The organism is Silicimonas algicola, assembly GCF_003970735.1.
Taxonomy (GTDB): domain Bacteria; phylum Pseudomonadota; class Alphaproteobacteria; order Rhodobacterales; family Rhodobacteraceae; genus Silicimonas; species Silicimonas algicola.
The window spans coordinates 1,215,135-1,235,831 of sequence record NZ_CP034588.1; the positions used below are offsets into that span (position 1 = coordinate 1,215,135).

Consider the following 20,697-nt stretch of genomic DNA (forward strand, 5'->3'; position numbering starts at 1 on the left):
GCGGGGATAGACATGGAACCTCAGGCTTACTGTCGCAGCGAATTTGGGAAGTGGCTGGAGCCGCAAGCGCTAGAGTGAGGGTTGCATGGCAGGACACAGAGGACACTGGCAGATTGTTCGCGAATCGTCGATTTCCGTGCAGCGTGGTTTTCTCGGTATTCTGCGAATTAGTCACTGCACTACACATTCGGGGCGCTCTCCTTCGCCAAGGCACCATGCATAGGTTGCTGCCATCCGTTCGGCTATACTTTCCCAGCCAAACTCGCGCTTCATCCATTCGCGGCCGCGCCGACCCATAACCAGGCGCTCCTCCGGTGAGATCGCTAGGGCACGGCGGAGTGCTGCCTCAAGCGCCTCTACGCCGTGGTCGACCCACCAGCCGCAGCGCTCCTCAACAAGCCCCGACCACGGTGCACCTTTGCTCGAGATCACAGGCGTTCCTGTCGCCAAAGCTTCGGCAACAACCATGCCGAAGTTCTCGTTCAATGTCGGCAGGACGAACAGTCCAGCTTCGCGATAGGCACTCCATTTGTCATCACCACGGAGCGCATCTTCAAAACAGACACGCGGCACTGCGAGACGCACCACCTGCGCCTCAAGCGCTTCACGACAGCCGATCTCCGACGGCCCCACAATGCGAAGCCGCCAATCCGGAAAGTCGATGGCGAGACGCGCCCATGCCTCGATCAGACGATCGATCCCTTTTTTCGGATGTAGTCGACCCAGATACAGGATCGTGTATGCCGGATTTGGCTCGCCGACCGGGATATGGATTCCGTTCGGTATCACGGCCACCGGAGCGCGCAAGGACATCCTTCGAATATCCTCATACTCGGCGACGCTTGTTGCATGAAAGCAGTCGGCCAATTCCAGGGCGTTGTGCTGCGCGAGCGCCCACATGACCTTCTTTCGGCGGGAGGAAAAGGCCAGCGCCTCGGGACCAAGCATCCCGCGTGGTGAGACCAGGAAGGGAACGCCGTGCCGGGCAGCAATCCGTGCCGGACGGATGTTGGGCATCAGCCAAAGCCCGTGCCCGTGGATGACGGCACCTTTCCTCGCAGCCTGATCCAAAGCGTTTATCAGGGACGTTGAATACATCAGGTGCTTGACACCGGGGACCCACGCCCAGTCCTGTTGAAAAATTTCAAGGCCCGGTTCCGACATGCGCCGACCTATCGCCATGACCACGCTATCGGCGCCCAATGAGCTGACCGCCTGTGCCAGGGAAACGACGGAATAACTTGGACCAGAGGCCTCCTCATCGACCGAAGCCACGACATGCCGGCAAATCATTTTGGTTTGGCTATCCACGATCAATCGAATAAAATCGACATACTGAATCCTCACGCCGCCGCTGTCAGGCGATACTTCCCTTTACCCGCTCGAAGCCAGGGAAGACACAAGGGAACGACCCATCTTGCGATCAGATATGCAACCAGAATGCTCACAATGAGCCCTCCGATAACCTTTGTTATGCTTGACTCCAGAGCCATCGCACCGAGAAGAATTGCGCTAATTAAAGCCATGCCAAGTAGGCCTCGAGTGCGTGGCCCTCGCACGAACCATCTGTAGACCCGGCCCAGTATCAGGCCATAAATGAAGATGACCACCATCATCCCGATGGTACCGAAGTCGATGTAGGTTTCAGCGATATAGCCGATGCTGATCGACGTGCCGACATCATAGCTCGAAACGCTCAATCGCGTGTAGTAATTGGTCCGTTCGCTGTCATGGATTGCTGACTTTTCCGGAAACAAAATGCGAGGCATGAAAGGTCGACTGATCGCGTCCAACCAGAGCGCACCATGTTCATGCGGAACTACTGCCGGTACTCTGTCGAGGACGACCGCGAAGAAGTCCACATAGCTTATTCGGTTGATTGACTCTTCAACAGCATCAGCGAGATCCCTAGAATCAAGGCGTGCAACCATTTGCGCCAGTGTTGTGATGCTTTCGCCATAGTTAGCGGTCACGACTTGTGCTCGCTCTCCGGCGCTAAGGAAATAACGGTATTCTACCTTTACCGCGGTCCAGACAACCGTCACCGATACAAGGATCAGGGCCACTGCCGTGAGGGAAACAAGTCGTCTTCCCGAGATCTTCATGCCCGCGGCCGCCATCGCCAAAATTGTTATGAAAAAGACCGTCTTGAAGTCGGAAAAATAGCTCCCCAATCCGAGGGAAAATTCAAACAGGAACGCCACCAAGAGGTACCTTCTATCCGCGTCGGGCCGGACGAACGTGGCATAGGCCAGGACCCAGAAAAAGGCCCACTTCATTGTCGCGAGGGCCAGCAATGGTTGACTGAGGGGCGGAACGAAACGCGCCAGGAAGAGCGCAGCCGCTGCACCAGCTGCGCCCAATAAATAGAGCCGGAACCAAGACCTCGTGTTCCGCGAGAGCACGATTTCGCGGCACAACTGTCCGTCAATCCCGCGCCACCGTCCGACGCCAGCGCGAAGGCCGGCGGCGAGAGACAGCAAGGCCAAAAGCGAGAGCGTAGATGCCAAGGACACCTGCCCGCCTGCATATGAAAGATCGGCAACATCAACGCCTTTGAAATTAGCATGAAAAATCCGTGCGCTGGCCTGAAGCCACTGGTAGCCAAAGAGCAACAAAAGGATCGGGGATTCCCCGGGGCGCCAGAGAAGCGCGCTACCGACAAGCAATATAGTAACCGCTAACAGCGCCAATGGCAGGTTCGGCCCGAATCCGAACAGCAGCAGGATTGCGACTGCGACGGGAAGTACGGCAGGCGGTAATGGCGAGCGGGCAGGCGTTGTCATCCCGGTATCCTCATTGAGGGGCCATTCGCCTGATTGCCTGAAAGGCTGTCTCGATGCCGTCGACCGCATTCGACAGGGAGTATCGCGAGATCTTTTTAGCGATCTGTGCATTATCCGGCGGCTGGTCAAGCAACTGCGACAGTCGCTCAGCCAAGGCCCGGACATTGCCCGTGGGAAAGGTTGCCCCCGCGATGCCATCGGCTGCGAGGTCCGGCGCGCAGCCGCAGGCATCCGACACCACCACTGGTGTGCCGCAGGCAAGCGCTTCGTTGGCGACAAGGCCCCAAGTCTCTGACGAGGATGGCAGCACGAGTAGGTCTGCTGCAGCATAGGCAGCCGGCATGGCCGACTGGTTCTGGAACCCCAGCATATGCAGAGGCACGCCGGCGGCATCCGCTCTTTGCCACATGGCCGCATCAAGTTCGCCTGAACCGGCAACGAGCAATTGCACATCTCGCCCGTTCCGGCGCAGAAGAGCTCCGGCATCGATGACGTCAAGCGGCCGCTTGAACGGTTGCAGCTTGCCGGCGAAAAGCAACACCTTCGTATGTGGTGCGATGCCTAGCTTCTGACGCAAGGTTGTGCCTGCCTCGGCACTCGACCGCTCCGCGAACCAGGCGTTATCCACACAGTGGGGCGAAAAGAAAAGCCTTTCTCCAGGATAAAGATAATGACGCCAATAGTCCTTCGAGCGTGTGCCAACGTAGAGCGCCGCATCGAAGGTGCGCAAGAAAGCCGGATAGGCCACTGCCTTGGTGGCCCTTTTTGCGAAACTACGTTTGGTCTGCAACTGGCTATCGCCGCGCACCATGACGGGAATGCCCAAGCGCTTCGCCGACATTATCGCCTGCGCATAGCCCCATAGGTGCCAGCCAGTGAGCAGCACAGCACGGAAGCGACCCTGCTTCAGTGCTGCAGCGATGCCCGGCGTGCTGACACCCCTGAAGTGATGCAAGCCAGGACGAATCGCAGCATTCTCCAGAAAGCTGCTTTCATAGCCAGACAGCAAATCAACATCCCACTCGAAGCCAAGATCGAACCCTGCTTCGGCCTGATCATGCGCGGTCACTTGGTGAAGATAAAATACCTGCACATCAATCCGCCGAGCCAGCTCACGAAACAAGGGCGCATAGTATTGTATCGGATGCGAGCTCACAACGGCGAAGGTCATGGTTTATCGAGAATGCCCGCGAGAAACGCATAAAGACCCGCCTGCCAGAGATTGGTTGTCAGGACATGTCCTTTCCTCTTCCACAAGATATTAGGTTCTAAGCTGTATGTCATGAAACACTGATTCTGAGTGGAGCGGAAGGTCACTTGGCTACAGCAATGCCTCGCGCTACTTGCAGCACGCCCCTGCAGAAGATACAAGACCCATAAAAAACAGCATGTGCTTTCCAAACGCGTCCGATTTTTGAAAGATTCGATCAAGCGTCACCTAGAAACTCCAATCGCCTAGGAATTACCAAGCCTCAAGATGCGCCATTATTATTTAAAAATGACGCAACACTTCTAGAAAAGTTTGCTGCGGCCAATGATTGACTAAAATTTTCCCGGACATGCTGCTTCGCAGCATTTCCCAGTCGGCATCTCTTACTGACATTTAGCAGTGAAGAGATTGCAGTCGCTAAGCTACTTGGGCTTTGTGGATCAATCAGTAAACCAGTCTCCTCATCAATTGCCATTTCAGGAAATCCGCCTGATCGAGCTGCGACTACGGGCAAGCCACAGCTACCGGCCTCCAGAATCGTCGTTCCAAAGGGCTCCTCGATCGCAGGAGCTACAACGAGATCGAGATCTCCGTAAATCTCTTCACGGGAATCAACGAAACCCATCCATCTAAAATATTCCGTAAGATTATTAACTTGAATCATATCCCTAATCGTAGCTGCGTATTCAGTTGTGTCGTTACCAAAAATGCGTACCTCAATCATAGCTCGCTCGTGAGGCGACAGCAAACCGACTGCGTCAATCAGTACGTCGTGCTTCTTTCGCGCAATTAGCTGTCCAATGATTCCGATCCGCAGCTTGGCGGAATCAGATTTCTCGACGAACTCGAGTGAAGGCGCGCCATTGTGGACAGTTCGCACTGAAATCCTGCTACCAGCGACTGCGATGACCTTATCTCGGATGAAGTCTGATACCGTGATGATCCCACGCGACCTCGCAAGCACATATCGCCCTATCAGTGAGGACCAGTGTCTGCTGGGCACGTCATGAACGTGCAACACCACAGGAACACTCTTTGGTATTACTTGCAGAGCTGTAACCGCAAACTCAACGCTGGTTAAAACGACAACATCAGGGCAAAACCTACGAATCACAGACCGCAACTGCCTAGCAGCCCCCGCAAAATGCAAAAATCCGTCTGCATTCCAAACTGGCTTTGTCAAATAAAAGCGCCCAAGTTTGATACACATATGCGGAATGCCCGCCTCGGTCAATTTCGCAGAGTATTTACCATCATTCCAACCACTAATGACAGAAAAGCACTCATGCCCCTGATTCTGCAACTCCTTCATTAGTGAAAGCGTCACGACTTCCAGGCCCCCAATATAACTTCCTCCAGCGAAGAACAGAAACCTCACTGCGATATCAATATATAGGAGATGAGCTCAGCACAGTCAAAATGTATAGCGGGCTGAAGCAAGGAGGCGTACATGAAATCATTGCGTACGGCGCTTCACGCGCTCATCAAATTTTGCCGACGCCAAGTCCATCGCCCTTCCCAATCTGGATGCGCTCTCGCGGGCCGAGAACTCGTCAAAGGCCGACCAATCTACTTGATCAGCGTCATAGTCAAAACCGACTGCGAAATGCTGCAAGGCCGCTGACACCTCGGCAATGCTCGGTAGGCGATCTGTGGTGTGTGTCACGGCGAAGCCAGCGCGACTTTCTCGAAGCACATCCACGGCCGTGCTGGCGTGGTGGAGCATGGCAAATACCGGGCGTCGGGACTGAACTGCTTGATAGACCTTGGAAGGAGTATAGTGAGCTTCGGTGGAACCAAGGACAAGAATGCCGAACGCCTTGGTCAGATGGGCAAGTACGTCGAGATAGCCGATCCTATTGGGGTGTTCTCGGACTTGGCCGCTCACTCCTAGCCGCTCCGCCACTGGTACTACGTTGAAACCATTGCGATCATTTGGCGATTTTCCCGTGCCGATGAAGTGCAGTCTGAATCTTTTGGCAACTTCCGGATTCTCTCGCTTAAGAAGTGCCAGGCCTTCGAACAGCCGTTCGAGAACGCTGTATGCCTTTGGCAGCATAGCTCCAGCATACACAAGATGCAGGTGCCCATCATCTGGGTCGAAAAGTTTCGGACGTTGGGAGTACACACTGGGCGCGACGAAATCGGCACTCGAAAATCCATAAGGCATCGCGGCCTGCACTGCAGTGGTCTCAAGCTGCGGATTTCGTTCGATGACACCCTGGTAGTAGCCTGAGGCTACTCCTGTAATTAGACTGGCATTCTTTACAGCCCAGGGTTCTAAACGCTCACCGAGTTTGTATGAGAACCAGGCCTTAGAGAACCGCACTTCAGCCGGCGGCCACATTTGCACCCAAGGATCGATATAATCAATGCCAAACGGTAATGGCATACGTCGATATGCAAGCTGACCTAAAACAGAGGAGTAAAACGAGGGCACTGTAATGAGGAGAAAGTCTAGCCTGTTGGCCCTACGTAGTTTCTCGATGGCGGCGAGATGCCATGGCAGAGCCCGAACTCCAATGTCGCCAATGGTGCGCACCGGTTTTGTCGGCGCCGCTCGAGTATGGATAACCTCGAGTTTTGGATCGACGAGGGAGTTCAAGCCCCAATCGAGCTCTTCTTCGTAGTGGCGCCAGTGTGTTGTCACTATGATCGGTCGCCAGCCGAACTCAGCGAGGTGCTGGCTGAGTAAGCGCGCCCGATGCACCCCCGCGAGGTTGCTCGGCGGAAAGTGCGGGGCGACAATGGCCACGTTGCGCGAGCGGCCTTCGTCCGTCATCCTCATGCCGTGTCTTGCCTCAGTTCGCTACACTCGGCGACAGACAGACAGTCTGCCTGATGCGCACGATTGGCCCGCCGCGGTACCGACAGAGAGGCCACAGCGTGCAACCCGAATTTGCGCGATGCAAAGAAATCGATGACATCTGATGAAGGTCCGTAGGCTTGTGGAAAAAGTGAGCCTTCAATCAGAATCACTTCGATATCCATCAAGGCGGTTTGCCGAGCATTGGGCGCCTCGGTTTCCGTGCCCTGAAGATCCAAATTCAGAAGCGCTCGATCGCCTCGCTTCAATGTGCCGCTCAGAAGCGTATCAGCACTCCGCACTGGCACTGTCCTCAGTGCTGTCCTTTTTTCCGGTTTTTCAGGTGCCACATGTGCTCCAGTTGTTGTGCACTGTGGGTCCACTACCGGACGCAAGCTTCGCCATTCATCGCGCCCAGCGCGACCGGATAGAATACTTAGCCGGGAAGTGCGAAGAATTTCGTTACAGTTTGCCAACATGCCGGTTACGGTTCAGTCATGTGGGCGGTGGCAGAAGAAGACAGTCGCTTGGCGAGCCTCGAAACGTCACGAACGTTGGCCCCACCATCTAAAATCCTTCTCGGATCGTAGCTTCCTTGGGCAAGACTGCGCAATGTCGATTGAAATGCGTCAATTCGGTTCTTGGCTGGGGCTCGCCCGATCCTATATGGTGCATGCAGAAGCAGCTTTTTAAATCGTCTCAGCATTTAATGCCTTGTATAGCAGATCGAATTAGGTTGCGCTCAACGTCCCAGTTGTAGCGCTCCTGGCCGAGGCGCCAGATTTGCTCGCGCAGTGATGCGAGGCCGTCGGGAGCACTAAGCAGTCTGTCGATCAGCGCCGCGAGGGCGGGTGCATCGTCGACCGGATAGACGAGGTCGGCAAGTCCCGATTCAGCCGCGAAGCGCCGCTGCGCGGGCGTTGCCGACATTAGCGGTGGCAGGCCGGCCAGCAGGAAAGAGAAGAGTTTGTTGGTCAGGCAGACCTCCCGATTGCGGCTCACCGGCACCTCGGAGGCGAGACCAAGATCGTGATGCGCCGCGAGATTCTCCATCTGATCTGGTGAGGCAGGTGGGAGGACATGGACGCGGCCTTGAGCGCCAGTTTCTCCCGCGATCTTTTCAAGCTGTGCGACGTAGCCCACGGCCGGCGTACCGCGCAGGTAGAGATGTGGCCGATAGGCGGAAAGACCGATGGCGCGTACGGCGCATTCGAGGCCGCGGTTTGGTCCGATGGTTTGCGAAAACCAATAGAGTGAAGGCCTGGGTGCGGCGCTTCCTTGGGTCGTTGGCGCGGCCGGCGCCTGGCTGCGAGGAAAGACGTTAAGCACCACGTGCGGCGGCTCAATTCCATAAGTCTCCACCAGCGCCTCAGCGATCAACGGGGATGCGGCGGTAACATAGGCACAGCTCGGCAGGTAGCGGCCCTCGATGGCGTGCACCAACCGACGTTCTGTGTCATAGGCCGGATCATCAGGCCATTCGCCCAAGTGAAAGTCCTCAGCGTCGTAGGCGTACTGTGTTCCGTGGCGGCGGGCAGCAGCTGCGGCCGCCGGCAACGCTGCGGGATAGTGTGCAATAAAGAGGTCAGCTGATCTGGCAGAGGCCGCCCGGACTAGATGCCGTGACATTGGACTCAGCGCCAGCATATCGAGGCGCCTGCTCGGCGTGAAAGTTCTGAGCAAGCGTGCCACTATCTGCAAAGAACGGCCCAAACGCCAGAGCCAACGGTTGTCAAAGGTCACCCGCTTCAGGCGCCAAGGTGCGGCGGCCATAATGGACTGATCCCGCGGCTCTACGAAATCGGCCAACTTGGTAGCGATCACCTCCACATCGTATCCTGACATATGTAGCGTATCAGCTTCTTTCACCACACGAGGGTTCGAGCCGAGCTGACCTGGAGTGACGATAACAACTCGCTTCCGACAGTCCGATACAGCACGGGTCTCTAACGTCAATTTCGCCAATCCTGTGGATCAGTCTCTTGTCCGCACCGCCTCAGCCCTTCAGCTACAGCCCCCCGGAGGGCGGATCGGTATTCGGACCATTGCCACCCACGAGCCGTCTCGAGGGCGGCCTCGCGCATACCGGCAAGGGCGGTGCGATTATCCAAGCACCAGCACAGCGCGTCTGCAATGGCTTGGGCATTGCCAGCCTCGATGATCAGCCCATTCACGCCGTGGCGCACTAGGTCCGAGGCCCCGGCCTGGTCCGTGGTGATCACCGGCAGGCCCCGAGCGAAGGCTTCGGTCACCACCATTCCGAACCCGTCGGAGAGTGTCGGGAACATCAGCACGTCCGACGCTTGAAAAGCATCGAACAGAACCGGGCGCACGACCGATCCATGGAAAGTCATCCCCTCGGGAGCCGGCTTCCAGAGGCGGTCCGGCAGCCCGATCGCGCCAAAAATGTCGGCTCGCGCATGTGCGGGATCCATATTGCCGCGCCAAGCCTCGGCAAACAGATGGGCTGCCTTGCGGATTGAAAATGTGCCAGCCCAGATCACGCGAAGCGGGCCGTGCGGATCAGGTGCGGCAGTCACCGCCTCCAGAGGTGCTGGGGCGCCATAGGGTACAGCGAAGGTCTTCTTAGGATCTGCACCGCCGGCGATATGCGAAGCCCGAGTGAGCGACGAATTGGTTATGATCACGTCAGCCGCGCGCATCTCGGCATCGCGACGAGCCTGACGCGTTTCGAACAGCGCCTCGAAGTAGGCATCATCAGGGGTGCGCAACTCGGGATAGATTTCCTTTTGGGCCCTTTGCAGTGTCTCGAACTGTCGGCTGTTCAACGATGGAAAATCGAGAATTTTGGCAATGCCGAGCCGGTCTGCCGCTTCAAAAGCTTCGAGCGCGGAGTACTCGTAGGCATAGACGGCCCCGACCCCTCCGCGGGCGATCCGCCGAGCTGCGGCTCGAGTGAAGTCCTTGGACAGGTAGTCCCAGATCCTGTCAACGGTCCGGGTCCGAGCGCCGCCGCTGGCGGCGGCGGTATAGAGAATCTCCAGGAGCGGGCGCGTTTCGATCTTGTCGTCCGGAAGGGCCGTGATCGCTCGGCGCTCCAGTTGGGTCAAAATACTTCTACCCCGCGGGACGACGGGCAGAATTCGCGCCAGTGGACCGGATCGACAATGTGCAAAGGACGTGAAATATGCCTCAAGCCCTCCGACTTCATCAAAGGCCCGCGCAGCCTCCTGCCCAAAAATGGCTGTGGACGGAAACGCAACGAGAGTTTTCATTAATGTTAATTCCAAAGGCTGACAGAGCGTCAAGGACGCTCAACCAGGATCGCACTTCTCAAGCGAGGGTAACAGGAGCGCTACAAAGAGGGCTAACCCGCTTCCAGAAAAATCCACCAGACCGCGGCGCGGCGCCTGCTTCCTTGCAAGAATGACGCCCAGTCAGAAAGTTGCCGCGCATTACTGCCGTCGCCGATCGAAAATAGGTACTCCACGGAGTACCGCCGGGCCTACCGGACCGCGGCGGCGATCTTGGCGTGACCGCCGGCAGTCGCGCGAGGTACTGCCCCGATTTTGCGGACGAGACAACCAGGCAACAGCCGCAAGAGCGTCGTTCTGCCCTGGGACGCAAAAGCTCACTAGCCAGGAGCCTTGGTGTAGCTTCGGTCAGCGGCCGCCTCCAGAAACTCGCTTCGCCAGCAGCGCTCGATAGATGGCGAGATAGGCTTCAACCACTGCATCGTTGGAGTAGCGCACCTCCACTTCGCGTCGACAGCAGGCGCGGTCGAGGGTTGGCAGACGCGCCAGCGCCTCCACAAGTTCATCGACCGTTTCGCCTACGAAGCCGGTAACGCCGTCCTTGACCACCTCGGGCACGGCGCCGCGCCGCGTTCCTATCACCGGTGTTCCACAAGCCATCGCCTCGGTCATGACGATGCCGAATGGCTCTTCCCACAGGATTGGCATCAATAAGGCGCGGGCGCGGCCGAGCAATTCATTCTTCTGCGCATCATTGACGGGACCGACATAGGTGATTTGTGCGCCGTCGATATGCGGAGCGACGTGATGCTCGTACCATTTCTTATGTTCGGCGGGGACGTTGCCGGCTATGACCAACTTCGAATTCGTCCGCCTGGCAATCTCGATCGCAAGATGCGGGCCTTTAATCTCCTCGATGCGGCCGAGGAACACCAAGGGGGCATCTGGTGCAATCTCCGAGCGGAAATCGTAGACGTCGAGCGGCACACCGTTTGGCACGAAATGCCATTTGCCGATGTGCTTTATTCCTTCGACCATCCACTCGCTGATTGCCGAAAATTCTAACGTACCGCGCGCAAGCTTGTGACCGAACCACACCGATTTCGAAGTGATCGCGCGCTGATAGGTCATCAGCTTGGGGATCGGCAGGGGAAGCAGCGGGGTTAGGTAGGCTAAGCGCGAGAAGGAATGGACGAGGTCGAAACGTCCGGCGAACACCTTGGGCGCCAGCGTTGCACAGTTCCTTATAGAATCGAGTTTGCTGACGCTGCTCGCTCCGCGCCAACCTACCAGCTCGACTGGGCAGATCGACTTGGCATGGGCGAATAGCGTTACCTCGTGTCCGCGCGCGACTAGGCTCTGCGCGAGCATATCGACAATGCGTTCGATCCCGCCGTAGCTCACAGGCGGAACGGGAATTTCAGGATCGACGGTGAGGGCTATACGCACGGTCTAACATTGCCTACATTACAATCCAATGGTCAGGTACGATATCAAAATCGCGGGACGATTTTTCGCCGAACCAGTATTCTGGCGCAATCACAATCTTGTCAGGACGCCAGTTCCACCAAGCGCCCCACCAGCTGAAGCTGCTGTTCGCCACAATGTGATGGCTACATTGACTCATAGCGTACAAGTCGTAGCGATGATCGCTAGGGAGAAGGGATTCGAAAAACTCGCACCTTTCAAATAAGGGTTGCTTACGACACCAAGTTACGTCATCGGAAAATATCACAAAGCGTGCATCAGGAAATTGGCTCTTCATGTATCGCATTGCGCGAGAATAATACGCATGCGGATCTTTCATTTGAAACTCTTTAAGCGATAGATAGTCCCCCCTGCGAACATGCACAGAGATCATTCCGTCAAGTTCTGTTCGATTGCCCTCGACCTGGCGTGAGGCAAGCATTCCCAAGTCCAGTTCTTTTCGGATCAAGTCCGCATGTTCGACAAAGTACTTTTCCGAGTGAAACCAGCCACTAATGATCATGCTATTCCTTATAGATAGAGCGGAGTCGCAGAAGCCAAGTCGTGGCTCAACGTACTTGCGGCCGGGACGCTCGGTGATCAGTCTTCGTGTCACTCTTCTCACGATGGAGTTTGGCCCCCACAGGCCGGCCGGATATCCTACGATCCTCGCCTGGATAGGGTAGGTGTCGATGCAGAAGCGCATTGGCCCATCTTGGGCCTGGGACGCATAGTGACGGGTATCGATTGCAAGCTCAGCATCTGCTCTAAGTGCAATTGATCGCGCAGCAGCATACTGGAACAGTTGGTTGCCAAGTCCCCCGGCCGCTATGAGTTTAATCTGCTTAAGACTTGGCATGGTCCTATATGCTGATGTCGCACTAGCTGTCATGAATGCGTCGAGCGGGGTTGCCTGCCACCATGTCTCCAGCGTCAACGTTCTTGGTGACCACCGAACCTGCCCCAACAGTAGCCCCAACGCCAATGGTGACGCCTCTTAGAATGGTCGCATTGGCGCCGATCCACACGTCCTCTTCGATAATAACTTCACCCTTGCGGCCATACATAGACCGACCCGAACCTGCCATCGGTCCATGATCGAAATCGCCGATATAGACGTTGGGTCCGATGGCAACCCGTTCCCCAACGTGTATACCGACATGACAATCAATGGTAGTGTTTCGGTTTATGTAACAATCTCTACCTATTGTTAGACTGCTAGCTATATTGTCCACGCTTAGCAATGCTCCCTTCATGATCCGAACGCCATCACCCAATTCAAGGCCGTGGGGCACACCTCTAAAAAAATGCCCATACGTCTGTACGCTCCTACCGATCTTCGCGCCATAGGAGCGAAGCATCGTCTGTCTGATGGCTCTGTCCACCTTATTAAGCGCTAGGCCAAGGAACATCGCGTCTTCATCACTATTAAGGAATGAGACACGCGAGCCGATCGACTTGCATCAAATCTCTGTCACTATATCACGGCCCGTAAGCCAATCGAAGCTAATGTAAGTAATCTTTGGCTTAGCTTTTGCAAGAAAGGGAAGCGCGACCACTAGTACAAAATTGTGGAACCTGGTGCGCGCTACCCTTTGCAGCAGTCGTAACAACAAATTATCACTCGCAGGAGGGGTTCTGAGTTTAGTTATCTCGTATTCGTCAGAACGCTGTGTCTGTCTTGTCTTTTGATCTGCGTGCGACATTAGCAGAGAAAAAATTTGTTCTGTAATAGTGATGCGCTCAACGCAGTTCAGGGCGCGGGTGAAGTAATCGACATCAAATTGATAGTGCATGCGCTCATCAAGAGCGCCAATTTGTGAATGAAGAGCGGCAGAGAAAAATGACGCATCCGTTGCAATGATTCCGCGTCGCAGCTTGTAATTCCACCAGTCTCTGTTAAGCGCAGGGTCAACATGTTGGGCAGAACCGGTCATGGTCCGGATAATTCGACGGCCACATATCAATTGAGCATTATGTTTCACGAAGATAGCTGCTGCGCTGGATAAGGCGCTGACAAATAGTATATCATCTGAGTTTTGCCAATTGTACAACGCACCACTCGCCCATTCGAAGCCCTTGTTGATTGCGTGGCTCTGACCCCGATCCCTTTCGCTGACCCAATAGGTCAGCCAGAGCTTGTATTTCTTGATTATATCCACCGCTCCGTCGGTGCTACCGCCATCTATGATAATGTATTCGAGGTTCGGATAGCCCTGCAGTAGGACGGAGCGGATGGTCTCTTCGATGAATTGGCCTTGGTTGTAGCTTGGCGTGACAATGGAGATGCGTGGCCACGCTCCGCCGTCTGGCATAGTGTCGGGAAGTTGTGGGCTCTCGGTGGTCCAGGGCCAACCTGTCCGGCCCTCTGGCGGCGGCGGCAGTTCAGCAAGAGTCGGGCAGCGCATTGTCAATATACCTTTCACTTAGCTATTTCCATCCATTGGCGCTCGCCATTGTTGCCAAATTGAGCCGCGCCGCTCGTGAGCCATTCTATTCGAAGGTCTGAAACCAACTCAGACGCGTACTCCGTTCAGTTGGCACACATACGGATGCCCTTAGTCGAGTAAATGCTGTTCCTGAGGCGGCAATCACGTCTGACAGTGGATGTCGTTTGCATCGCTTTTCAAACAGACATGCTGGACAAGACTACTCACCGCCTCCCCGAAACGTTCAGGACAGAGCCGGCGCACAGCTTCGGGGGAGGGCAGATTCGGAGCATTCAATGCATCCTGCAAGGCATCTGCAAGCGCGTTTTCGTCGAGCGGATCGATGAGGCGCCCAAGGACACCCTCAGCCAACGCATCGACACTGCCATCACGATTTCCGGCGATGACTTGAAGTCCGCAGGCGGCCGCCTGCAGGAACACGATGCCAAACCCTTCGCCGATGCTTGGCATGACGAACACGTCGGCCAAGCGAAATTGATCCACCAACTCTTCCTCAGGAACCTGACCCGCAAAAATAACATGTTCGGCTACTCCGTTGCGTCGGGCCAATTCTTCGAGGCGCGGACGGTCGTCACCATCTCCGGCAATCAAGTAGCGCGTCTCCGGATGTTCGGCGAGTAAGCCTGACATGGCTTGGATCACTCGGTCATGTCCCTTATAGCGCTCGGACGCCGCAAGGCGGGAAATGGTCAGCAGCACTTTCTTGCCACGAAGGCCGTAGCGATCAAGCAGCGCCGTTGATTTTGGTCCGGGGCAAAATTTGTCATTGATTGTGTTCGGCAGGACCTTGACCTTTTCAGGGGCGATCTCGGCCCAGGACAGGAAGCGCCGGCGCGTATGTCGGCTGACGGCGGTGACCAGATCGGCTTGCCGCACTGACCATCGTAAAAGACGCGACGGTCGCTGCCAGGCATCGATGCCATGAACCTGCAGCCACAGCGCGGCACCGGCCAAACGGGCGAGAAGGACTGCGACCGGCATCATAAAGACATGGCCACAAAAAATAAGATCAACGTGACCAACTCGACGAAGGTTAACTAACGATTGCAGTGCGTACGCAATGCGGCCATGCACAGCCGGCAGTTGCTCCACCTTCGGCACGGGATCGGTGCCCGGCACATTTCCAAAGCGCGGCAGCACGGTGATCCGCTCGACCTGTCGGCTCGCTGCAAGCGCCTGTAGAAAATCCCGGTTGTACTGCGCTATGCCGCCGAATCCGCCAAATGCGTCGGTAACGATCGAGAAAACAACAATTTTGCGCCCTTGGAACATATTCACGCTAGCATCTTGGCTATGAGATGTAATTCAGCTTACTCTTCTAAGAACGTTTAGGGAATCGACGGTTTCAGCAATTTCAAAACGCTCATCCTTTGATATATGGTCTCGGAAATAAATGAACGATCCAAGTGAAGCGACACTTGGATCGCGATCTGGAACTGACGTATCGTGAAGGGCCAGTATGCCGTTAACTTGTATCCTATCACTAAATAGAGAGTAGTCTTTCCTTATGGAATCAAGAGAATGATCTCCATCTATGAATAAGAAATCAAAATCGCCATCAATACATTTAGCAGCATCCCAACTCAACCCTTCAAATATTTTAACACGTGAGGCCACTCCTGATCTCCATAGGTTCAGTTTAGCGATGTACTTCCCCCAGCAAACCCCAAAGCGACCCTTAAAGAAAGGGTCTACTCCAAAAAATTCTGCATTACGTGGGAGGTTATTTGCTATTACGATCGTCGTTACCGCCTCAAAAACACCTATCTCCATGGCTCGGAGCTTTCCTCTCGCGTGAAGCGCTAAACAATCTCTCTCAGCTTGAGTTGTTTGCGTTTCCGCTCTATCGATGCCGATGCAGAAGCGGAGCATATGGATAAACGATTGTCCGGCAGCGCTCACTTGCCTACTCCATTACCTGGTTTGCAGTATTTCGAATAATAGAATTCAAGCGACCGCCACGCTGTAGGCCCAACGCCTAGCCCATGGACAATGAGCATCGGTCAAGACTGACTTCTTTTTCCATTTCTGGAACCGCCGCCCCCGCTGCAGCCATGACGCGATAGGCGTCGTGAACCCGGTCTTGGGGCGGTGGATGACTTTGTCCGGCAAGGGCTTTGCGGGGCTCATCGCGAGCATGAACTTGGTGTCAAGGCCGCCTGTCGTATGCAGCGCTGGGTTTAGTGCCGCCAGCAAGTAGCTGTCGACGAGTGGTACCCGGACCTCCAGAGAGTGGGCCATACTGGCCCAGTCTGTGTCACGGAGCAGCTGGTTGCGCATGTAGAGCGAGGCTTCGAGCGCCGCTACTCTCGCAAAGCTTGACTCTGGCATAGGATCCAGAGCTTCGCGGATATAGGCCAGCGGTTTAAGGCGCTGCAAACCTTCGCGCGCCATTGGGGGGTCCATCACCGTGTCCAGCTCCCACGGCATGAACAGGCCGCGCCGCAACATATAGCCTCCGGCATAGGTGCCGCCATATTTCAAGAGGCCTGCGGTCTTGGGGTTCAGCCCGGGCCACAAGGGACGCCCGGCCGTCAATGCAAGACGAGCTATATCGCCTAGGAACGGCAGGCGCGACGGGACCGCCAGCAGACGGTGCCAACGAGGGATATCGCGGAAAGACGGATAGCCACCGAACAATTCATCGCCGCCAAGCCCGGAAATCGCGACCTTGAGGCCCAATTCGCTAGCAGCCTTGCTGACAAACCAGGTATTGAGGCCGTCAATGCTGGGTTGATCCATCGCGTCCAGGATGCCCGGCAGGTCCTGGTGAAACTCACGTTCCGTCACCAACCGCCTGTGATGGTGCGTGCCGTAGTAGCGGGCGACCTCTGCCGCAAGAGGCGCCTCATCGTCGTGGCGGCCCTCGAATTCGTCAAACGCAAGCGTCACAGTAGTGATATCGGTCTGTCCCGCATCGCGCATCAGGCCCACCAGCGCCCCGGAATCGATCCCGGCGGACAGGAATGCGCCGACTGGGACGTCGGCTACAAGATGAGCGCGGACGCTGTCGAGGAGTGCGGTGCGCGCCTGTTCCTGGGCATCACGCCCGCTGGCTGACCCCGCCCACTCGCCGTTCTGCTGCGCGTAGATAGCGGCGACCGAGAAATAGGGTTGCGGCACGCGCGGACCCTGCGCATCCACACGTAGGGTTGAACCAGCAGGAAGCGCGCGCACTTCTTGATACGTGGTGAAGGGCTCCGGGACGCTGCCGAACAGGTAGAACCCGGCCCAACCGGCAGGTTCGGGATCCGTCGATACTTTGCCGCCGGATATTAAGGCCTTGACCGACGAAGCAAAGCGCAGCGTCCAGCCATCATCCGCATAGTAGAGCGGCTTGATGCCGTAAGGGTCGCGCGCCATAAACGTCATACCGCGTCGCGCATCCCAGATTGCGAAAGCGAACATGCCGCGCAGGTCATGAACCATTGCCTCACCCTTGGCGGCGTACAGGTGAAGAAGAACCTCGGTGTCCGAGTTGCTGCGAAAGACGTGACCTTTTGACTCGAGGCCAAGGCGAATCTCTCGGTAATTGTAGATCTCGCCGTTGAACGTCACGACGAGCGATCCGTCTGCGTTTGCCATCGGCTGGGCACCGCCTTCGGTCAGGTCGATGATTGCTAGACGCCTATGACCGAAACCGATGCGGCCGTCCTCGGCCAGCCAGACGCCAGTTGCGTCGGGGCCTCGCGCGGCCATGTAATCACGTGTGCAGATCAATTCCGCGCGGTCGACAGGATTGGCCGCATAGTGATAGGCGAAGATACCGTTAATCCCGCACATGTCAGGCTGATCTCGTCGATTGTCCGAGAAAGAGGAAATTCATCCGGCGATCGCTGAATGCTAGGTCTGGTGACTGCCTGGTGTTGACACTAGGCCTCGCAAACTGCGTACAGATCATTGGCGGGGCGCGTTGTACAAAGAGGGACGGACCATCAACGCATTCGCTGATCGGACCACTGGAACGTGTCCTACGATCCGAGTTTCCGGATCATAGAAGGCTCTTTCGAAGCCAGCACGGGTCAGTAGCGCCTCGACATCCTGGTCGAGGGTCTCCGTAATGATTGCTTTAAGTCTATCGTCGTGGAGTGTTGCCGATGCGCCCTTGAGGACTTCGGCCTCGAAACCCTCGACGTCGATCTTGATGATGCGCGGAACTTCTCCGTCAAGAACCTCGTCCAGCGTTCTGAGCGCTACCTCGCGGGTGTTAAGGTCGCCTGTCTGGGCCACACGATTGACCGTGTCGAGCCCTACAGTAAAGGACACTCTCCCTCCAGACGCACCGAGCGCTGCCTCGACCACGTGAACGCTGCCAGCGATGCCATTGATCGCAATATTGCGACGCAGAGCTCTTGACGTGCCGGGATCAGGTTCCACTGCAATTACGCGCGCGTTACAGACCTTTGCCGCCAGAATCGTATAACTCCCGATATTGGCTCCGACATCGACGAAAAGGTCTTCCGGTTGCAGGATGTCAAGGACAAATCGCATATCGACATATTCGTGCAGGCCGCAATAGATATTGCCGGTCGCACCGGACATGCCGCGTCGCACCGCGAGTTTGGCCCCACTGATCCAGTCAACAATCACCTCGTCCTGCAGGCGACTGCGCACCTGCCAGGCAGCGAAGCGGGCCAGCGATGCCACCGGCCGTCCACGGTTCATCGGATGACTGAGGATGAACCGAATTATCTGGTTCAGACCCAAGCGGCGCACCCCGCCATGGTGGGTCTACAGGACATCTTTATGCGCATCCAAGGGGACTCCTGAAGGCTGCCGGTCATGAAGATACAGCCTGCGAAGCACCGACGACGCCAAGCCCAAGAACCGACGCTATCGCCCTTTTGCCTTCAGGGACCGAAATCCTGCCTTGGAAGCGATGGACAGCCGATGACCTTGTGGTACTCAGACAGTGGTTGTGAACCATCATTAAGCTTTCAAATCCGCGTCTATAGGCGATCTTAACAGGCTGACCGCCCCAAGGATGTTGTGTACCATCGCTTTTCTTGTGAGCACGGCACAGCCCCTCTTTGCACCCGTCTCTAAATCAGACGAGACCTTCGGATACATGATGACGAGCCCGAACTTATCGAGACTCGGTGCAACATATTCTGCAGTTAAGGCCTTGCCTGGTCCATAATCGTCATAAGAATATCCCGTATCTCCCGGCACCTCGAAATCGTCGATCAGCACGACTGCGCGCGGGCAGGCGGCGAAAATGATATCAATCTCATCCGCCAAGGGCAAATCGTCCTCCCAGTGTGCGTCCAAGTAAAACAGGATGGTGTTGTGCACTGCCGATTTGAGCGGACCATCCAGTACCTCTCGAAGCGCGGTACGACTATCTGCAAGTACTAAGTTGGCGTTGGGAACCGATTTAAGTCGCTGCCGAGAAAAGCCAAAGTAGCTTTCCGATGCCTCGCACGACCACACAGGTGCTTGGAAACTGCAGAACCATTCCGTACTGGTTCCGAGAAAAGTTCCTGTCTCCACAATCGCCACGGGCTCAGTCCGAATAATGATCTCGGCTACCAATTTACAGCGCCACCCCTGCCCATTAAGCGGACCACCCCAAGCCCTACCCAGCCAAGGTCGACGACGATAGCGAAAGGCGCCGGTGCGGATTTTGCCTAACAATATGTCTGATAGGGCGCTTAGCAAGAGAGTCTTTCCTGCACGGATATATCCGTGAGTTCGGTAATATATCTAGGCAACTGCTGCATACAAGACTTTAGTAATTAACGGGCGATCGTCCACGTCCGAAAAGGACATCGTAATACTTGCCGCCGGCTGGGTGTTCGGCGAACTCGAATGACCTTAGAAGTGAAAAGCCTTGCGGGACGAGGAATGCCTCTAGGTCAGCGACTGTCGCGCCGTCCTTGTAGGCTTCGAAGTCCGCAGCCTCAGTCAGGATGAATTTTACTGTGTCGAGCACACGGTCGGCTCCCTGTAGAACCAAGAGTTCGGCGCCTTGCGTGTCAAGCAGCAGCGCGTCGATACGACGAGTATCCCAGCCGGCCGCCTTTACTGCAGTGTCGAGGCGCATTGTGGTCAAGGCCAGTTGCTCAATGTAGCCGACTTCAGGCCAGATATCCCGGTGCAGGCCGAATTCGAGCATGGACGATGACGCACCCTCGTTACTGGCGACGTTGAACGCGACCGCGTGCCCGTCCTCTGCAGAGATCAGGCCTTGGAACGCTTGCTGGTGCGGAAAATCGGCCAGATTGCGTACCAGTGCCTCGTAGACGTTTGGAATCGGCTCGATCCACAGCACGTCGAGGCCTAGACGGTTGTATAAGTGGCGTTCCTGACCGGTGTTGGCCCCAATGTGGACGAGCGTGCGGCACGTCTTCAGGAAGCGCAAATGCTTCGGTGTCATCCGGTCGCGCATATCAAGTTCTATCTTGCGCAGCGTTTGCCGGATAGTCTCTGGTATGAATGGAAAGCGCGTCATGATGCTGTGTTTGCTTAAGGCCGCATACGTATCGCACGGGCGTCGGAGGCTATATCAGCGGACGTTCCCCAAGTGGTCTGCCGATTGACCTGACACTCCCGAAGTGGAATGAGTTCATACGTCACCGTTACCTGATTTTTCGGGTCGATCAATCGCGTTCCTTCCCGAGCGGTGTACGTTTGCGCAGCAACGCAGGAAGTCAGGCGGATCGGGCCGTGAGCTCCCAGCGCCGCGCCCCCACACCTCCGTTCTTCAGTGCGCCAGAAAGATTTTGGGAGCCTCTTTCGTGTGGTTTCGGGCAGTGTCAGC

At 56.1% G+C, this 20,697-nt stretch carries 18 protein-coding genes; all 18 read right to left on the reverse strand.

Annotation, left to right across the window (positions count from 1 at the left end):
- Positions 1-171: 171 nt before the first annotated feature.
- Positions 172-1,347 carry a glycosyltransferase gene (locus EF888_RS06095; RefSeq protein WP_109761104.1) on the reverse strand — a complete coding sequence of 392 codons (1,176 nt, stop codon included), beginning with the start codon at positions 1,345-1,347 and terminating at the stop codon, positions 172-174.
- Positions 1,344-2,786, reverse strand: coding sequence for an O-antigen polysaccharide polymerase Wzy (gene wzy / locus EF888_RS06100; RefSeq protein WP_164721588.1), 1,443 nt, complete (start codon positions 2,784-2,786; stop codon positions 1,344-1,346). Before wzy ends, EF888_RS06095 begins: the two co-directional genes overlap by 4 nt.
- Positions 2,787-2,796: 10 nt before the next feature.
- Positions 2,797-3,957 carry a glycosyltransferase family 4 protein gene (locus EF888_RS06105; protein ID WP_109761102.1) on the reverse strand — a complete coding sequence of 387 codons (1,161 nt, stop codon included), beginning with the start codon at positions 3,955-3,957 and terminating at the stop codon, positions 2,797-2,799.
- A gap of 301 nt (positions 3,958-4,258) precedes the next feature.
- Entirely contained in the window at positions 4,259-5,374 is a 1,116-nt protein-coding gene (locus EF888_RS06110) for a glycosyltransferase family 4 protein (protein ID WP_126918509.1), read from the reverse strand.
- Between the two features lie 78 nt (positions 5,375-5,452).
- Positions 5,453-6,778 carry a glycosyltransferase family 4 protein gene (locus tag EF888_RS06115; protein WP_164721589.1) on the reverse strand — a complete coding sequence of 442 codons (1,326 nt, stop codon included), beginning with the start codon at positions 6,776-6,778 and terminating at the stop codon, positions 5,453-5,455.
- Between the two features lie 2 nt (positions 6,779-6,780).
- A complete protein-coding gene (locus EF888_RS21720) occupies positions 6,781-7,152 on the reverse strand; it encodes a hypothetical protein (protein WP_146203018.1) in 372 nt (123 codons plus the stop codon).
- A gap of 349 nt (positions 7,153-7,501) precedes the next feature.
- Positions 7,502-8,671, reverse strand: a complete 1,170-nt coding sequence (locus tag EF888_RS06120) for a glycosyltransferase (protein ID WP_146203017.1) — start codon at positions 8,669-8,671, stop codon at positions 7,502-7,504.
- Positions 8,672-8,754: 83 nt separating this feature from the next.
- The gene (locus EF888_RS06125; protein WP_109761097.1) at positions 8,755-10,038 is read right to left on the reverse strand and encodes a glycosyltransferase family 4 protein; all 1,284 of its coding nucleotides are present in this window, start codon (positions 10,036-10,038) and stop codon (positions 8,755-8,757) included.
- A gap of 387 nt (positions 10,039-10,425) precedes the next feature.
- A complete protein-coding gene (locus tag EF888_RS06130) occupies positions 10,426-11,466 on the reverse strand; it encodes a glycosyltransferase (protein WP_126918512.1) in 1,041 nt (346 codons plus the stop codon).
- Between the two features lie 13 nt (positions 11,467-11,479).
- Entirely contained in the window at positions 11,480-12,343 is an 864-nt protein-coding gene (locus EF888_RS06135) for an alpha-1,2-fucosyltransferase (RefSeq protein WP_164721590.1), read from the reverse strand.
- Between the two features lie 22 nt (positions 12,344-12,365).
- Positions 12,366-12,845 carry an acyltransferase gene (locus EF888_RS06140; protein WP_164721591.1) on the reverse strand — a complete coding sequence of 160 codons (480 nt, stop codon included), beginning with the start codon at positions 12,843-12,845 and terminating at the stop codon, positions 12,366-12,368.
- Between the two features lie 102 nt (positions 12,846-12,947).
- Positions 12,948-13,910, reverse strand: a complete 963-nt coding sequence (locus EF888_RS06145; protein WP_206508446.1) for a glycosyltransferase family 2 protein — start codon at positions 13,908-13,910, stop codon at positions 12,948-12,950.
- A 165-nt stretch (positions 13,911-14,075) separates the two neighbouring features.
- Entirely contained in the window at positions 14,076-15,206 is a 1,131-nt protein-coding gene (locus EF888_RS06150; protein WP_109761092.1) for a glycosyltransferase family 4 protein, read from the reverse strand.
- A 33-nt stretch (positions 15,207-15,239) separates the two neighbouring features.
- Positions 15,240-15,707, reverse strand: a complete 468-nt coding sequence (locus tag EF888_RS06155; RefSeq protein ID WP_164721592.1) for a class I SAM-dependent methyltransferase — start codon at positions 15,705-15,707, stop codon at positions 15,240-15,242.
- Positions 15,708-15,881: 174 nt separating this feature from the next.
- Positions 15,882-17,717: an asparagine synthase (glutamine-hydrolyzing) gene (gene asnB, locus EF888_RS06160; RefSeq protein WP_109761090.1), complete on the reverse strand. Its 1,836-nt coding sequence runs from the start codon at positions 17,715-17,717 to the stop codon at positions 15,882-15,884.
- A gap of 114 nt (positions 17,718-17,831) precedes the next feature.
- Positions 17,832-18,641 carry an FkbM family methyltransferase gene (locus EF888_RS06165; protein ID WP_126918515.1) on the reverse strand — a complete coding sequence of 270 codons (810 nt, stop codon included), beginning with the start codon at positions 18,639-18,641 and terminating at the stop codon, positions 17,832-17,834.
- Positions 18,642-18,863: 222 nt separating this feature from the next.
- A complete protein-coding gene (locus EF888_RS06170) occupies positions 18,864-19,436 on the reverse strand; it encodes a hypothetical protein (RefSeq protein ID WP_126918516.1) in 573 nt (190 codons plus the stop codon).
- Between the two features lie 229 nt (positions 19,437-19,665).
- Entirely contained in the window at positions 19,666-20,388 is a 723-nt protein-coding gene (locus EF888_RS06175) for an FkbM family methyltransferase (protein ID WP_109761087.1), read from the reverse strand.
- Positions 20,389-20,697 lie beyond the last annotated feature (309 nt).

What these genes read in the sequence shown, in the direction of transcription:
- wzy (WP_164721588.1), bottom strand. Translation starts at nt 2,786, where the DNA reads ATGACAACGCCTGCCCGCTCGCCATTACCGCCTGCCGTACTTCCCGTC.
- EF888_RS06105 (WP_109761102.1), bottom strand. Translation starts at nt 3,957, where the DNA reads ATGACCTTCGCCGTTGTGAGCTCGCATCCGATACAATACTATGCGCCC.
- EF888_RS06115 (WP_164721589.1), bottom strand. Translation starts at nt 6,778, where the DNA reads ATGACGGACGAAGGCCGCTCGCGCAACGTGGCCATTGTCGCCCCGCAC.
- EF888_RS06125 (WP_109761097.1), bottom strand. Translation starts at nt 10,038, where the DNA reads ATGAAAACTCTCGTTGCGTTTCCGTCCACAGCCATTTTTGGGCAGGAG.
- EF888_RS06135 (WP_164721590.1), bottom strand. Translation starts at nt 12,343, where the DNA reads ATGCCAAGTCTTAAGCAGATTAAACTCATAGCGGCCGGGGGACTTGGC.
- EF888_RS06140 (WP_164721591.1), bottom strand. Translation starts at nt 12,845, where the DNA reads ATGCTTCGCTCCTATGGCGCGAAGATCGGTAGGAGCGTACAGACGTAT.
- EF888_RS06150 (WP_109761092.1), bottom strand. Translation starts at nt 15,206, where the DNA reads ATGTTCCAAGGGCGCAAAATTGTTGTTTTCTCGATCGTTACCGACGCA.
- EF888_RS06155 (WP_164721592.1), bottom strand. Translation starts at nt 15,707, where the DNA reads ATGGAGATAGGTGTTTTTGAGGCGGTAACGACGATCGTAATAGCAAAT.
- asnB (WP_109761090.1), bottom strand. Translation starts at nt 17,717, where the DNA reads ATGTGCGGGATTAACGGTATCTTCGCCTATCACTATGCGGCCAATCCT.
- EF888_RS06175 (WP_109761087.1), bottom strand. Translation starts at nt 20,388, where the DNA reads ATGACGCGCTTTCCATTCATACCAGAGACTATCCGGCAAACGCTGCGC.